This window comes from Blautia sp. AM29-29, assembly GCF_003480555.1.
Classification (GTDB): Bacteria; Bacillota; Clostridia; order Lachnospirales; family Lachnospiraceae; genus Fusicatenibacter; species Fusicatenibacter saccharivorans.
Genome location: NZ_QUJD01000013.1, coordinates 17,930 through 33,742, shown reverse-complemented (window position 1 = coordinate 33,742; position 15,813 = coordinate 17,930). Strand labels below are relative to the sequence as shown.

Genomic DNA, 15,813 nt, shown 5'->3' with positions numbered 1-15,813 from the left:
TCCGCTTTACTGAAGCAAAAATAGCCGAAAAGCCTGTTCTACCGTATCGGTCATATTTTCTGCCGCATTTTTCACATCCATAGCTTCTTCGAGTGAAACGACGCTCCGCAGAATCGGGAAAAAGGCATCAATTCCGGCGGCGTTGCATGCAGATGCATCCTTTGTGACACAGCCGGAGAACGCAAGGACAGGTTTGCAGTATTCTTTTGAAAGTTTTGCAACTCCGATCGGCGCTTTTCCCATCACGGTTTGTCCGTCGAGCCGTCCTTCGCCGGTGATAACAAGATCAGCATCTTTTACATCATCACGAAGTCGGGTTTCATCCAGTACGATCTGAATGCCGGGTTCCAGTGAAGCAGAAAGAAACGTCTGAAAAGCAAATCCAAGTCCGCCCGCAGCACCCGTTCCGGGAAATTCCGCGTCGACGTTCGGGAATGTTTTCCGGCAGAGTGCGGCGTAGGAGGCAAGCGATGTGTCCATACGTTTGATCATGACAGCATCCGCGCCCTTCTGCGGTCCGAAAACGGCGCTGCAGCCGTTGGAACCGCAGAGCGGATTCGTTACATCGCAGGCAATACGGAAGGTGCATTCCGAAAGTTCCGGCAGAACGTGATCTGCCGTAATCGCGGTAAGAGATTCCAGTCCGACAGCACCAAAAGGAACCTGTTTTCCTTCTGCATCGAGCAGTCCGAAACCGAGTGCCTGTAGCATACCAATACCGCCGTCATTTGTGGCACTTCCGCCGATTCCAATGATAAAGCGGTGGCAGCCATTGCGGATGGCATCGCAGATAACCTCACCGACACCGTACGTTGTGGTGTACAGCGGATTTTTCTCATCGCCGTGTACCTGCGTAATACCGGCAGCCCCCGACATCTCGATAATGGCGGTCTGCGTTCGGTCGATGATGCCATACGGGCAGATAACCTGCTTTCCGGCAGGACCGGTCACCGAAACGGAGACAAGCCGTCCGCCAAGACCTTCGGTCAGTGCCTGAACGGTACCTTCACCGCCATCGGCAAGCGGGCGCACAACCGTCTCCACCTTCGGATCGACACGATAAATCCCGGTGGCGGCCGCTGTTCCAGCCTGCAGAGAGGAAAGGCTTCCTTTAAAAGAATCAATTGCAATCACAACTTTCATCATTTTTCTCCTGATTTCAAATATTTTTCAATCCGACACTCATGCACCTTCGTCTTCTTATCATAATTAACACCAACCAGCAGAATATCCCCTGTATAAGATGCAATGGAAGCCGGGTAATGCTGTCTTTTAATCTGATCCAGTGCCGTTTTCGCATTCTTGTTCCATTTCAGTTCTACTACAAGCGCCGGAAAATCGTATCGGTATTCCGGCTTTGGCAGAAAGACAAAATCGGAAAAACCGCGCCCGGTCGGAAGTTCACGAATGGGTTTGAAGTAATATTGCATCGTACTTAAATAAGCAATCGTGAGGACACAACTGAGCGAATTTTCATTATGATACTGAATCACGGAAGTATATTCCTCATGGACCTTTTCAATTCCGGCAGCGACAGCATTTTCATCCATATCGAGCGTAGCATCTAAAAGATCCGCAGATTCCTGCTGGAAAGCGAAAAGTTCATTCCAATGATTGGAAGTCACCGCAGTCAGAAACTCCCGGCGGATTTCTTCGTTGGGAATATATGCCATCTGTGTCTGCTGATTGTAGGCAAGATAGCCCAAATGAATCAGCAGCGTCAGAACATCATCTTTATTTACAAAGCTGACCATGTCATTTTTAAAAGAGGTAACCATGACAGGAACTGCGGCGCCGGAAAGCATCTCCAGAATTGCTGTTTTCAATCCGTCAAAATCCATATTGATAAAAGGAACCATCGAGTCGTATGTGCTCGTCTCCGACCAATAGCTTTGGAATGTCCCATCCAGAAGCAGACTTGTTACCGCGTTTGGATTGTATACATGGTAATTTCCAAGCAGATAGCCGTCGTACCATCGTCTGACTTCCTCAAAATTTTGTCCGTATTTCTGACAGAGAGCGGAAACTTCATCTTCTGTGAATCCAATATAGGAAGCCAGCGGGCCTGGATTCAGCATGGAATACTGATGAAAATTATTTAAGGCAGACTGCGTTTTCAATTTTTTGATCGGAAGAATACCCGTGAGAAACGCAAGCTGGATATATTTCGTCGGTTCCGTCCCTTTGAACATTCCACGAAGAAAATTAATGTAATCATCCTGAATTTTCTGGTTGGAGGCCTCATCACGAATCAGGACATCCCATTCATCAATAATAATCACAAATTTCTGTCCGGTCGCCTCTTTGATCCGGGACAGAGCGTCGGGAACGGTGGAAACTTCCGGCGGAAGCTGATCTGCATAGATGGTACGCAGCTCGGCCAGTGTACATTCTGTAATGTAGGCCACAATCTGTTCCGGATCGCTGACATTCGAAAGAAACCACTGGATGTCCAGATGAATCACATCGTACTGGTTCAGATGCTTCTCAAAGTCTGCCGTCTGGCTGATCGCAAGGCCAGAAAACATCTTTCTGGAATCACAGCCCTTGCTGTAATAGGCCGCCAGCATATTTGCAGCAAATGATTTTCCAAACCGCCGCGGGCGGCTGTTGCAGATATAGCCCTGCATGGTGTCCAGAACTTTGTTGGTATACGATAAAAGTCCTGTTTTGTCCACATAGATTTCGGAATTGAGAGCAACCTGAAATGCACTGTTGTCCGGATTCACAAATCTTCCCATGATTTCACTTCCCTTCCGTTTTTTGATTATACCCCGATTTTACCATTCCCCCATCCAAATAGCAACGCACACCCCCGAAAATCCCGTAAAATCGCGGAAAAGAACCGATAAAATATGCTTTCCACTCTTGACAACGCTTACAGCCCCTAGTTATAATAAGGCATGAAAAACGATGACGAAGACAGTAGTCTGCGCGTGAACGGTCTGTGGAAAGCGAGCCGGGGATGGTGGGAGTCCGGTACAAGTAGCGGCAGGTGAACATCACTTCCAAGTTGCAGTTCTGAATCTGCGTACCCGGCGCATAAAATATAGAAAACCGGAGAGCAGTGGTAAGAAGTTGCCGGCCGTTCCCCGTTACAGGAAATGCATATGATAGTATGTAACAGGTGGTTACGATAAGTACAGCTTTCGTCCTATTACAGGGCGGGAGCTTTTTCTTATTTTACGCGAGCAAATCAAACGAGAAACTTAAGTTTCAGGAGGTACAAGCATGTACAAGAAAGTTTCAACCGACATGAACTTTGTCGAGAGAGAAAAACAGGTTGAGAAGTTCTGGGAAGACAATCAGATCTTCGAAAAAAGTATGAAAGTGCGTGAAGGAAATCCGTCCTACGTGTTCTATGACGGACCGCCGACCGCAAACGGAAAACCGCACATCGGCCACGTAGAGACCCGTGTTATCAAGGATATGATCCCGAGATACCGTACCATGAAGGGTTATCAGGTGCCGAGAAAAGCAGGCTGGGATACCCACGGACTGCCGGTAGAGCTGGAAGTTGAGAAAAAACTCGGTCTGGACGGAAAAGATCAGATCGAAAAATACGGCGTAGAGCCATTCATCGAGCAGTGTAAAGAGAGCGTATGGAAATACGAGGGAATGTGGGAAGACTTCTCCCATACCGTTGGCTTCTGGGCTGATATGAAAAACCCATACGTTACGTATCATAACGATTACATCGAGTCCGAGTGGTGGGCATTAAAAGAGATCTGGAAGAAAGGTCTTCTGTACGAAGGACACAAAATCGTTCCTTACTGCCCGCGCTGCGGTACCCCGCTTTCTTCCCACGAAGTAGCGCAGGGATACAAAGATGTCAAAGAACGTTCAGCCGTTGTCCGCTTTAAAGTAAAAGGCGAGGACGCTTACATCCTGGCATGGACCACCACACCGTGGACCCTTCCGTCCAACGTTGCACTCTGCGTCAACCCGGATGAGGATTATGTAAAAGTAACAAGCAAAGGATATACCTATTATATGGCAGCCGCTCTGGTAGACACCGTTCTCGGTGAGGGCGCTGAAATCCTGGAGCATTATCAGGGTAAAGATCTCGAGTTCAAAGAGTACGAGCCGCTGTTCCCGTACGCTGAGAAGAGAATCGGAAACAAAAAAGCATACTATGTAGTCTGCGATACCTACGTAACACTGACCGATGGTACCGGTGTTGTTCATATCGCCCCTGCATTTGGTGAGGACGACTCCAAAGTCGGCCACAGATACGATCTTCCTTTCGTACAGCTCGTAAACGAAAAAGGTGAAATGACCGAGGAAACTCCTTGGGCGGGCACCTTCTGCAAGAAAGCAGATATGGCGGTTCTGCAGGCACTTGAAGACAAAGATCTTCTGTTTGATGCACCGCTGTTTGAGCACAGCTACCCACACTGCTGGAGATGTGATACTCCACTGATCTACTATGCGCGCGAGACCTGGTTCATCCGCATGACTGCAGTAAAAGAGGATCTGATCCGCAACAACAACACCATCAACTGGATTCCGGAGAGCATCGGAAAAGGACGCTTTGGCGACTGGCTGGAAAATGTTCAGGACTGGGGACTTTCCAGAAACCGTTACTGGGGAACTCCGCTTCCGGTATGGCAGTGTGAATGCGGCCATCAGGACTGCATCGGCAGTATCGAAGAGCTGAAAGAAAAAGCAGACAACTGCCCGGATGACATCGAGCTTCACCGCCCGTACATCGACGCAGTGACCATCAAGTGCCCGAAATGCGGTAAAGAGATGCACCGTGTACCGGAGGTTATCGACTGCTGGTTCGATTCCGGATCCATGCCGTTTGCACAGCATCACTATCCATTCGAGAACAAAGAAACCTTCGAAAAACAGTTCCCGGCACAGTTTATTTCCGAGGCTGTAGACCAGACACGTGGATGGTTCTACTCCCTGCTTGCAATTTCCACTCTGCTGTTCAACAAAGCACCGTACGAGAACGTTATCGTTCTTGGTCTGGTACAGGATGAGAACGGACAGAAGATGAGTAAATCCAAAGGAAATGCGGTAGATCCGTTTGACGCACTGCAGACCTACGGTGCCGATGCGATCCGCTGGTACTTCTACACCAGCAGTGCTCCGTGGCTGCCGAGCCGTTTCGCAGGCAAGACCGTAGTCGAAGGACAGAGAAAGTTCATGGGAACCCTGTGGAACACCTACGCGTTCTTTGTCCTGTATGCAAACATCGACAACTTCGATGCAACAAAATACAGTCTGGAATATGACAAACTGGCTGTTATGGATAAATGGCTGCTGTCCCGTCTGGAATCCACTGTAAAAGCAGTAGACGACAACCTGGCAAATTACCGTATCCCGGAAGCGGCAAAAGCACTGCAGTCCTTCGTGGATGATATGAGTAACTGGTATGTACGCCGCTCCCGTGAGCGTTTCTGGGCAAAAGGCATGGAGCAGGATAAGATCAATGCTTACATGACTCTGTACACCGCACTGGTGACCGTTGCAAAAGCAGCAGCTCCGATGATTCCGTTCATGACAGAGGATATTTATCAGAACCTCGTAAAGAGCATCGATGCAAGTGCACCGGAAAGTATCCATCTGTGCGACTTCCCGGAGGTACATGAGAACTGGATCGATCCGAAGATGGAAGAGGATATGGCAGACCTGCTGGAGATCGTCGTTATGGGACGTGCCGCAAGAAATACTGCCAATATCAAAAACCGTCAGCCGATCGGAACCATGTACGTGAAGAGCGAGTTCCAGCTTTCCGAATTCTACAAAGAGATCATCGAGGACGAGCTGAATGTCAAAGAAGTTGTATTTAAAGATGACATCGCAGATTTCATCAGCTACAGCTTCAAACCGCAGATGCGTACCGTAGGACCAAAATACGGAAAACTTCTGAATAAGATCAAAACCGTACTGTCCGAGCTTGACGGAAATAAGGCAATGGCAGAGCTGAAGAGCACCGGCGAACTTAAACTTGACATCGATGGACAGGAAATTGTATTATTAGAGGAGGATTTGTTAATTGACATGGCACAGATGGAAGGCTATGTATCCGAATCCGACCATACAATCACCGTTGTTCTGGATACCAATCTGACTCCGGAACTGATCGAGGAAGGTTTTGTTCGTGAGCTGGTAAGTAAAATCCAGACCATGCGTAAAGAGGCCGGCTTTGAGGTTATGGACAAGATCAGAGTATATGCAAAAGACAACGACAAGATTGTAAGCATCATGAAAAACCATGGTGATGAAATTAAATCTGAAGTTCTGGCAGAAGAAATCGTGACTGGAGAGACAAAGGGCTATGAGAAGGAGTGGAATATCAACTCCGAAAAGGTTACCATGGCAGTAGAGCGTATCTAAGAATACTTCTGGATGCGTTTCCACGACGATCGTTAATATAAAAATCAGCCTGCGAGCGGGGATGCAGACAAGCTCTCCGCTCGCAGACTGCTATTGAGGAGGACGCAGATGTTAAACGCCGAGTTCAACAAAGAAACTTTTAAGAACAGTGTCAAAGAAAACGTAAAAATGCTGTACAGAAAAAATCTGGAAGAGGCTTCCCAGCAGGAAATTTACCAGGCAGTCTGCTACGCAGTAAAAGACGTTATTATTGACAACTGGCTGAAAACCCAGAAAGCAATGGATGAGCAGGATCCGAAGATTCTGTACTATATGTCCATGGAGTTCCTGATGGGACGTGCGCTGGGAAATAACCTGATTAACCTGACTGCATACAAACAGGTACAGGAAGCTCTTGATGAGATGGGACTGAACCTGAACCTTCTGGAGGACCAGGAGAGAGATCCTGCGCTTGGAAACGGCGGTCTTGGCCGTCTGGCAGCATGCTTCCTGGATTCCCTGGCTACACTGGGATATCCGGCATACGGCTGCGGTATCCGTTATAAATACGGTATGTTCAAACAGCAGATCCGCGACGGTTATCAGGTAGAAGTACCGGACAACTGGCTGAAACACGGCTATCCATTCGAGCTGAAACGCCCGGAATACGCAAAAGAAGTAAAATTTGGCGGATACGTAGCACAGGAGTATGATGAGGCTACCGGACGCGTAAACTTCGTACAGAAAGATTACCAGTCTGTAAACGCAATTCCTTACGATATGCCAATCGTAGGATACGACAACGATGTTGTAAACACGCTGACCATCTGGGATGCAGAGGCTATTCAGGACTTCTCCCTGGATTCCTTCGACAAAGGTGATTACCACAAAGCGGTTGAGCAGGAAAACCTTGCAAAAACCATCGTAGAGGTTCTGTATCCGAACGACAACCATTACGAAGGAAAAGAGCTGCGTCTGAAACAGCAGTATTTCTTTATTTCTGCAAGCGTACAGAGAGCAGTTGCAAAATATAAAAAACATCACGATGATATCACAAAGCTGTATGAGAAGGTTACCTTCCAGCTGAACGATACTCACCCGACCGTAGCCGTTCCGGAGCTGATGCGAATCCTCATGGACGTGGAAGGCCTTGGCTGGGATGAGGCATGGGAGATCACCACAAAGACCTGCGCATACACCAACCACACCATCATGGCAGAGGCACTCGAGAAATGGCCGGTTGACCTGTTCTCCAGACTTCTTCCGCGTATCTATCAGATCGTAGAGGAGATCAACCGCCGCTTCCTGATCCAGGTAAGAGAGCAGTACCCGGGTGATGAAGAGAAAGTCCGCCAGATGGCAGTGATCTACGACGGACAGGTTCATATGGCCCGTCTGGCTATCGTAGGCGGCTATTCTGTCAACGGTGTTGCACAGCTTCATACCGAGATTCTGAAAAAACAGACCTTAAAAGACTTCTACGAGATGACTCCGGAGAAGTTCAACAATAAGACGAATGGTATCACACAGCGTCGTTTCCTGCTTCACGGAAACCCGCTCCTGGCTGACTGGGTAACCGAGTACGCCGGAGACGGCTGGATCACCGATCTGCCGAAGATCGAAAAGATCGCTAAGCTGGCAGATGACACCCAGGCACAGAAGGAATTTATGGAAATCAAATATAAAAATAAAGTTCGCCTGGCAAAATACATCAAAGAGCATAACGGCATTGATGTAGATCCGAACTCTATTTTTGACGTTCAGGTAAAGCGTCTGCATGAGTACAAACGCCAGTTTATGAACATTCTTCATATTATGTACCTGTATGACCGTCTGAAAAAGAACCCGGATATGCCGTTCTACCCAAGAACCTTCATCTTTGGAGCGAAAGCTTCCGCAGGCTATGAGCGTGCAAAAGCAATCATCAAACTGATTAATTCCGTTGGGGATGTCGTAAATAACGATCCGACCATCAAAGGAAAGATCAAAGTTGTATTTATCGAGGATTATCGTGTCAGCAACGCAGAGCTGATCTTTGCCGCTGCCGATGTTTCCGAGCAGATTTCCACCGCAAGTAAAGAGGCTTCCGGTACCGGTAACATGAAGTTCATGCTGAACGGTGCCCTGACTCTTGGAACCATGGACGGTGCAAACGTAGAGATCGTTGAGGAAGTTGGAAAAGAGAACGCCTTCATCTTCGGACTTTCCGCAGATCAGGTTATCGAATATGAGAACAACTACACCTACGATCCGATGAGCTACTTCATCCACGATCAGGACATCCACAACGTAGTGATGGATCTGATCAGCGGAAGATACTCAAACGGCGACACCATGATGTTCCGTGATCTGTATGACTCTCTGCTCACACCGAAGAATGCTCCGCGCCCGGATATGTACTTTACCCTGGCAGACTTCAAGTCCTATGCGGCAGCACAGGAGCGTGTTGAGGATAAATACAGAAATACTTCTGCATGGGCAAGAAGCGCGATCCTGAATACCGCACACAGCGGCAAATTCACATCCGACCGTACCATCCAGCAGTATGTAGATGATATCTGGCATCTGGATAAGATTACTGTCAGAAAGTAATCGGAATCAAATATAAGTAGTTAGGGGACACCTGCTTTTCCGGGAAAAACCGGAGGGGCGGGTGTTCTTTTTTTGATGACCGCTGGAAGGATTTGCATCCCGAAAAATGCCTGCAAAACAGGCATTCTTTTGACATTCTACGGGGAGTGTGGTACACTGTTCGTGTCTATGAACTAAAACAATCTGAAATGTATTGAGGTGAAAAGATTGGATAAAGCTGAATATCAAAGCCGGCTGAAAGAGCTGAACAGTCTGGTAAAAAAAGAGGACTATGAGGGGGCACTTGCAGTTGTAGAAGCCGTTGACTGGCGGCGTGTCAAGAGTCTGCGCACGCTCGGCATGGTAGCGGATGTCTATGAGGCGAACAAACGATATCCGGAGGCGAAGAAGATTCTGCTGATGGCGTATGACCATTCCTCCATCGGAAAGGGCATTCTGTACCGCCTGGTAGAGGTCTCCGTAAAAATGAAAGACTTTGATGAGGCGATTGACTTTTACAACGAGTTTGAAGCAGTCGCACGTCACGATAATTCCCGGTATCTGCTGAAATACAAGATTTTAAGAGGACAGAAAGCGCCGCTTGAGGAGCAGATTTCCCTTCTGGAGGAATACAAAGAGCGGGAATTTACCGAGAGATGGGCATATGAACTGGCAAACCTTTACAGCAAAGCCGGAGAGACGCAGAAATGCATCGATGCCTGTGATGAGCTGATCCTGTGGTTCAGCGAGGGCAAATATGTGACAAAGGCAATGGATCTGAAAATGAAGTACGAGCCGCTGTCACCGTCCCAGCAGATCAAATACGAGCATCGTTTTGACTACAAAAAGAATGAAGAGCCGTCCGAGGATCCGGAAGCACTTGAAGTGCGGTTAGCCGGAGAGAGCGGAGCCGGTGAAATGGCTGCGACGAAAGAGCCGGCAGAGACGCCGGAAGTAAAACCGGTAAACGGCGGTGTGATGAGCCAGTATGTGGCCGGTGAAGAAGAAAAAGAAGCCGGTTCGCCGTACGAAGCATATGAGAAAACACAGCAGGCCGAGGCAGATGCAGAGCAGGTGCAGGAGTACGAAGCACTGCAGCAGACAGAGGAGCCGATCGAGGAGATTCCGGAAGAGCAGGCGTATGCAGACAGCACGCCGACGTACCTTGGAAATACGATCGATCTTCACGCAGAGCTTGCAAAGAGCATCCGCGATGTCTTCTCCTTCCGCGGAAAGAAACAGGAAGAGACGGCAGTCGAGGAAGAGACAAGCGAAGAGCCGGTACAGTACGAAGTAAAAGATCTGGAGCCGGAGCAGCTTGATGTAAACGTAGAGGTATCCCCGGATGCCAACACGACGATCAAGACAAGACCGCAGCCAAAACCGAAGGAAAAAGCCGAGCCGGTAATGCCGAAAGCACCGAAGCCGGAGAAGAAATACGAAGAGCCGGACCTCGAAGCACTGTTCCAGGAGACCGCAGCAAACCTGTCGGAGGAAGTTGCGGAGGAAGAAGCAGAAGAGCCGGCTGAGCAGGTAGCAGAAGCCGAAACCGCAGAGCAGCCGATGGATCCGGAGTCCGAGGCAGAGGCACGGGAAGCGGCTGAGGAGCCGCAGGCGGAAGCTGAGCCGGAAGAAGCAGCAGAACCGGCAGATGAAGCGGAAACCGAAGAGATCACAGAACCGGCGGATGAGGCTGAAACCGAAGAAGCTGCAGAGCCGATGGATGAAGCTGAGATCGAAGAGATTATAGAACCGGCAGCCGAGGCTGAAATCGAAGAAGCAGAAGTTACAGAACCAGCAGTGGAAGCTGAAACAGAAGCAGCCGAGAAGGCTCAGGCGGAAGCCGAAATTGAGGAAACCGTAGAACCGGCGGAGATGCCGTCCATGGATGCAACGGTTGTCATCCCGGATCTGAAACCGGCAGAGGAGACACGGCCGACCATCGATTTTAGTGAGCTTCAGGCAGCGCTGAACGCAGAAGTGCAGGAAGCTGAAAAAGCATCGGAAATCGAACTGCCGGACGAGCCGGAAACTGCGGAAGCAGAACCTGCTGATGAGCCGGAAAGCGAAACAGAGCCGGAAACCCCGGCCGAGACTGAGCCAGCCGATCCGTTTGAGCCGGCAGGAACCCAGCCGATCGAGATTACCCCGGAGGAAATCGAAATCGAAGTTCCGACCGAGCCAAAGCGTGAGCGCGTATCCGATGCGACGATCAACATGAGCATCGAAAAAACAACGGATGCCACCGTTCAGCTGATCCGCGACAACATTCCGGAAGGAACTGTTGCGAAATCGATTGAAGAGGTGCTCCGCGAGGAGACGCCGGAGGAGGCAAGACTCCGCATCCTGAACGACACCCAGCCGGATAAGCTGAGTGATGAGCAGAAAGCGCTGTTTACTTACTTTGCGAAAGTTCCAGGCATGGATATCCAGATTCTGGATGCAATGCATGGTGTTTATCATTACGCAGGCGACCGTACTTCCCGTCATGGAAACATTGCCATTATGGGCGGATACGGTACTGGAAAAACGAAGCTGTCGGAGGATCTCGTCCGTGCAATCTGTGCTGACTTAAAACTTCCGGCAACAAAGATGGCCCGTCTGGATGCATCTGTTCTGAACAAAAAGGACTGTGCGCAGATTGTTTCAAAGCTGGCGGGAGGTTTCCTCCTGATCGAGCGTGCCGGTCTGATGTACCCGGAGACGATCGAGAAGCTGTCGCAGGCAATGGATTTCCGTACCGACAGTCTGGTTCTGATCATCGAGGATGAGAAGGTCAGCATGAGAGGTCTTCTGCGGAATTACCCTGATTTTGCGAAGAAGTTTGAGACGGTCATTTCGATTCCTGTTTTCACGAACGACGAGCTTGTTACGTTTGCCCGCACGTATGCGCGTGAGAATGGATACAAGATGGACGAGATGGGTGTGCTTGCTCTGTATACACAGATTGGCAATAATCAGAAGGAGGGCGAGCCGATGACGATTTCACAGGTCAAAGATATGGTGGATCGTGCCATCGCCCATGCAGAAAAGGGAACCCGTAAATTCGGAAGACGCATGTCCAGAAAGCATACCGATGCGGACGACCGCGTGATTCTTTACGAGAAAGACTTTGAGTTCTAAATACATGGAGAATTTATGGAGAAAGTAAAACCGTGGCTCGGGGAGCCGCAGAATACAATAGCCGTACTGCAGAAGTACGGCTTTGTATTTCAGAAAAAATATGGTCAGAATTTTCTGATCGATCCACATGTGCTGGATAAGATTGTAGCCGCTGCAGGTATCGGACCGGACGATTTTGTTGTGGAAATCGGACCTGGTATCGGTACGCTGACGCAGTATCTTGCGTATGCTGCGCGGAGTGTGTGTGCGGTGGAAATTGACAAGAATCTGATCCCGATTCTGGAGGATACGCTGTCGGATTATGATAATGTTGAGGTTATCAACAATGATGTTTTGAAGGTGGATCTGGTGGCGCTGGCGAAGGAGAAGAACAACGGACGGCCGATCAAGGTTGTGGCGAATCTTCCGTATTATATTACGACGCCGATTATTATGGGATTATTTGAGAATCATGTGCCGGTGGATTCGATTACGGTTATGGTTCAGAAGGAGGTTGCGGACCGGATGCAGACGGGGCCGGGATCGAAGGATTACGGGGCGCTGTCGCTGGCGGTACAGTATTATGCGGAGCCGTATATTGTGGCGAATGTGCCGCCGAACTGTTTTATGCCGCGGCCGAAGGTTGGAAGTGCGGTGATCCGGCTGACGCGTCATGAGGTGATGCCGGTGGAGACGAAGGATGAGAAGTTGATGTTCTCCATTATTCGGGCGTCGTTTAATCAGAGACGGAAGACTCTGGCGAACGGACTGAAAAATTCGGAGCTGCTGCATTTTTCGAAAGAGGAGATTGAGGCTGCAATCACAGCCTGCGGCTGGCCGCTTACGATTCGTGGGGAGGCATTGAATTTACAGGAGTTTGCGCGGTTGACGGATGAATTGTGTAAATAGAGGGGACGCCTCGCCGTCGCCCGTCCGCCCTTGCGTGATGCGCATGGCAGCGGTGGAAAAGCGGGGGAAAAACGTAGAAAAAATGGAGGTCTTTCGACAGACACCGGCATTATTCGCCAGGAAAGCCTGATGCTTTCCCAGCTCAGAATGCCTTGAAATCTGGTGTTGAGCACCAGATTTCAGTCTCTCGAAAGGCCTCCATTTTTTCTGGTTTTTCCTGCCCGCTTTTCCAATGCTGCCATGCCGCATCACGCAAGGACGGACGGGCGGCGGCGAGGCTGGTAGTGGGGGCGGGAGGGGAGGTCTGGATCCGCCCGGATGGGCGGATCGGTGTGAGATTGTTGTGAGGAAGATGGGAGAAAATGAGAAAAGGGCATGAAAAAAAGCACCGTTGGCGAAACAGTGCTTTCTTTCATTTTTATTTTTAAAGGAAGGAGAGCCGATTTTCTAATCGGCAATATGAAAAAGAAAATTGTGTAAATAATGTTGGCATTCATTATTTATGCTTTTAGTATACGGGTAAATTATGTTGAAAGCGTGTTCATGTTGTAAAAAAATCATGAACAAATTGTGACTATTCAGAGCCATGCGAAATTTCAGAACAAATTGCGAATCATGCTTGCATGAATGAGCACTTTTTTCTGAAATTTCATATGGCGAGAAGCCACATCAAGATGCAGCGCAGCGGAATCGAGATGGGGCTCTGAACAGGGACTTATTTCTGAGTTACAGGTCCAGCAGCTTAAAGGTGGAAATTCCGAGGAAGTTCCGGGAGCAGAGGCTGATTCCGCCCATGAGGACGGAGACATCCTGCAGGTGAGCCGGGAGGACGTGGAGGTACCAGCGGAGGCGGTTCTGGATTCCGGAGGTGATTTCGTCGATCAGACCTGGGATGTAGTTGGTGAAGGAGCTGTTGATGACGATGACGTCCGGGTTGAAGGTGTGGAGAACCGTGTTCAGGCTGATTCCGATGTAGTGGGTGAAATCCTGCATTACTTTGCGGGCGTTGGGGTTGCCTTCCTGGTAATACTGGATGAAGCGTTCGACGGAGACGTTTTCTAAGCCTTCGGCGGCGGCAAAATCGTTCAGGACGGAGGCTTCGGAGATGTACTGTTCGAGGCAGCCGTGGTTGCCGCAGGGGCAGGGCCGGCCATCGGGGAAGAGGATGGTGTGGCCGAATTCGCCGGCGTAGCCGTTCTGGCCGGTGTAGAGTTCGCCGTCAATGAGGATTCCCATGCCGACGCCTTCGTGGATGTTCAGGAAGATCATATTTTTAAAGTGCTCTGCGCAGGCGGCTTCGCCGATGACGGAGAGGTTGGCTTCATTTTCTACGATGACAGGGACCTGAAATTCTTCTTCGAGGTAGTTTTTCAGGTTGGAGTGTTTTAGATCGTAGTAGGGTGTGAATAAAACGAGGTCGTCGCAGACGACGCCGTAGATTCCGATGGAGATTCCGACGAGGCCGCACGGGGTCTTGGGGAGGTCGGATTTGGTTTTGTGGAGGAGGGAAATCAGGTATTCCTCCAGGGAGAGGGATGGATCAATCGGGTATTCTTTTACAGTACATGATTTTCCCTTCAGATCTCCGGTGAGAATGGTGATCTTTTTTACGCCGAGATCGACGGCGATGATGGAACCGCAGCGATTATTAAAAGTAAGCAGAATCGGTTTTCGACCCATGGAAGTTTTTTCGGCGCTGCCGAGTTCTATGACGAGCTGGCGGTCGAGCAGTTCCTGGACGATGGTGGATACGGTTGCTTTTGTCAGATGCAGCATTTTCGCCAGATCTGCGCGGGAAAGCGGCGGATGGTTGGCGATTGCCTCGAGAACCAGGGCGCGGTTCATGTCTCGTATATATTCCTGATTTCCGGTACTCATAAAAAATCCTCCATTCTGCCGCATTGGCTGTACATCAATCTTAACATAAATGAGAGAGAAATGACAGGGAAAATCGGGGATGGGCAATACGAATAGAAAAATTAACGGAGAAAAACGATTTCTAGACAGAGTAGAGAGTAAGGGACAGAATTAGAAATAAAATATGTGATAAATACACAAAGAAAGTATAAAATAATTCTAAAAAATGTACAGATTCACAGAAGATTCACTGCACGTTCATAATCTGTTCATAATTAATTGGTATAGTTATCTCAGTTCCAAAGGAACAGCGTGTATGCAATCACTACACAATTAAGATTTTTTCATAATAATAGCCCAGGCACCGAGAGGTTCCTGGGCACTCCTCGTTTTTGGGGAATTTTTGATCTTGGGACAGACGGAAATCTGTGTAGACAGGGTAGTGATCTTTTTCTTGACTTTTGCGAGAAGCAGCCTTATAGTATAAATATAATAACAATTACTGTTATCGAAAGATACGAAAGGAAAAAAACTATGTCAACACTCAAGTATAGCAGACAAAGAGAAAGCATCAAAGTCTGCCTTCAGGGGCGAAAGGATCACCCGACCGCAGATATGCTCTATACCGATGTACGGAAAGAATTTCCCAATATCAGTCTTGGCACAGTATACCGGAACCTGTCTCTTCTTTCTGAATTAGGAGAGATCAAGCGTCTTACAACAGGAGATGGCCCGGACCGGTTCGATGGAGATACTTCCACGCATCACCATTTCATTTGCAGAAAATGTCACTGCGTGACAGACCTTACAATGCGTGACATCAGCGAAATCAAGAACGTAGCAGCGGAAAATTTCAGAGGTACGATCGAAGATTACTCTGTGAATTTTTACGGCATCTGCGAGAACTGCAGAAATCACCCGGGGAACGTATAGCATCCCCAGGAAGAAAGAAAAAATTAAAAATAGGCATTGACAAAAAGGGAAGCTTATGTTAAAGTAATATCAGTAACAGTTACTAATATCAAAAATAAAAAACTGTTATAA

8 protein-coding genes are annotated in these 15,813 nt (G+C 48.8%); 5 read left to right on the top strand and 3 right to left on the bottom strand.

Annotated features, from left to right (window positions below):
- Positions 1–6: 6 nt before the first annotated feature.
- Together DW769_RS10490 and DW769_RS10485 are read right to left on the bottom strand one after the other, a co-directional pair.
- Entirely contained in the window at positions 7–1,143 is a 1,137-nt protein-coding gene (locus DW769_RS10490) for a glycerate kinase family protein (protein WP_118750358.1), read from the bottom strand.
- Positions 1,143–2,741, bottom strand: a complete 1,599-nt coding sequence (locus tag DW769_RS10485; RefSeq protein ID WP_117510568.1) for an AAA family ATPase — start codon at positions 2,739–2,741, stop codon at positions 1,143–1,145. The genes DW769_RS10490 and DW769_RS10485 overlap by 1 nt, the downstream gene beginning before the upstream one ends.
- Before the next feature lie 490 nt (positions 2,742–3,231).
- Between DW769_RS10485 and ileS the strand changes: the two genes are divergently transcribed.
- The 4 genes from ileS (at position 3,232) to rsmA (ending at position 12,912) form a co-directional block, all read left to right on the top strand.
- A complete protein-coding gene (ileS, locus tag DW769_RS10480) occupies positions 3,232–6,351 on the top strand; it encodes an isoleucine--tRNA ligase (protein WP_118750357.1) in 3,120 nt (1,039 codons plus the stop codon).
- Positions 6,352–6,459: 108 nt separating this feature from the next.
- Positions 6,460–8,922: a glycogen/starch/alpha-glucan phosphorylase gene (locus DW769_RS10475; RefSeq protein ID WP_055222024.1), complete on the top strand. Its 2,463-nt coding sequence runs from the start codon at positions 6,460–6,462 to the stop codon at positions 8,920–8,922.
- 207 nt (positions 8,923–9,129) lie between these two features.
- Positions 9,130–12,024, top strand: coding sequence for a hypothetical protein (locus DW769_RS10470; protein WP_118750356.1), 2,895 nt, complete (start codon positions 9,130–9,132; stop codon positions 12,022–12,024).
- 15 nt (positions 12,025–12,039) lie between these two features.
- Positions 12,040–12,912: a 16S rRNA (adenine(1518)-N(6)/adenine(1519)-N(6))-dimethyltransferase RsmA gene (gene rsmA / locus DW769_RS10465; RefSeq protein WP_118750355.1), complete on the top strand. Its 873-nt coding sequence runs from the start codon at positions 12,040–12,042 to the stop codon at positions 12,910–12,912.
- Positions 12,913–13,638: 726 nt separating this feature from the next.
- On the opposite strand, the gene DW769_RS10460 is transcribed toward rsmA, so the two are convergent.
- A complete protein-coding gene (locus tag DW769_RS10460) occupies positions 13,639–14,790 on the bottom strand; it encodes an ROK family transcriptional regulator (RefSeq protein WP_117802694.1) in 1,152 nt (383 codons plus the stop codon).
- A 513-nt stretch (positions 14,791–15,303) separates the two neighbouring features.
- Here DW769_RS10460 and DW769_RS10455 point away from each other — a divergent pair.
- Positions 15,304–15,702: a Fur family transcriptional regulator gene (locus DW769_RS10455; RefSeq protein WP_117814367.1), complete on the top strand. Its 399-nt coding sequence runs from the start codon at positions 15,304–15,306 to the stop codon at positions 15,700–15,702.
- Positions 15,703–15,813 lie beyond the last annotated feature (111 nt).

Excerpts from the sequence above, each read along its gene's own strand:
- DW769_RS10490 (WP_118750358.1), bottom strand. The coding sequence starts at position 1,143 with ATGAAAGTTGTGATTGCAATTGATTCTTTTAAAGGAAGCCTTTCCTCT.
- DW769_RS10485 (WP_117510568.1), bottom strand. The coding sequence starts at position 2,741 with ATGGGAAGATTTGTGAATCCGGACAACAGTGCATTTCAGGTTGCTCTC.
- ileS (WP_118750357.1), top strand. The coding sequence starts at position 3,232 with ATGTACAAGAAAGTTTCAACCGACATGAACTTTGTCGAGAGAGAAAAA.
- DW769_RS10475 (WP_055222024.1), top strand. The coding sequence starts at position 6,460 with ATGTTAAACGCCGAGTTCAACAAAGAAACTTTTAAGAACAGTGTCAAA.
- rsmA (WP_118750355.1), top strand. The coding sequence starts at position 12,040 with ATGGAGAAAGTAAAACCGTGGCTCGGGGAGCCGCAGAATACAATAGCC.
- DW769_RS10460 (WP_117802694.1), bottom strand. The coding sequence starts at position 14,790 with ATGAGTACCGGAAATCAGGAATATATACGAGACATGAACCGCGCCCTG.
- DW769_RS10455 (WP_117814367.1), top strand. The coding sequence starts at position 15,304 with ATGTCAACACTCAAGTATAGCAGACAAAGAGAAAGCATCAAAGTCTGC.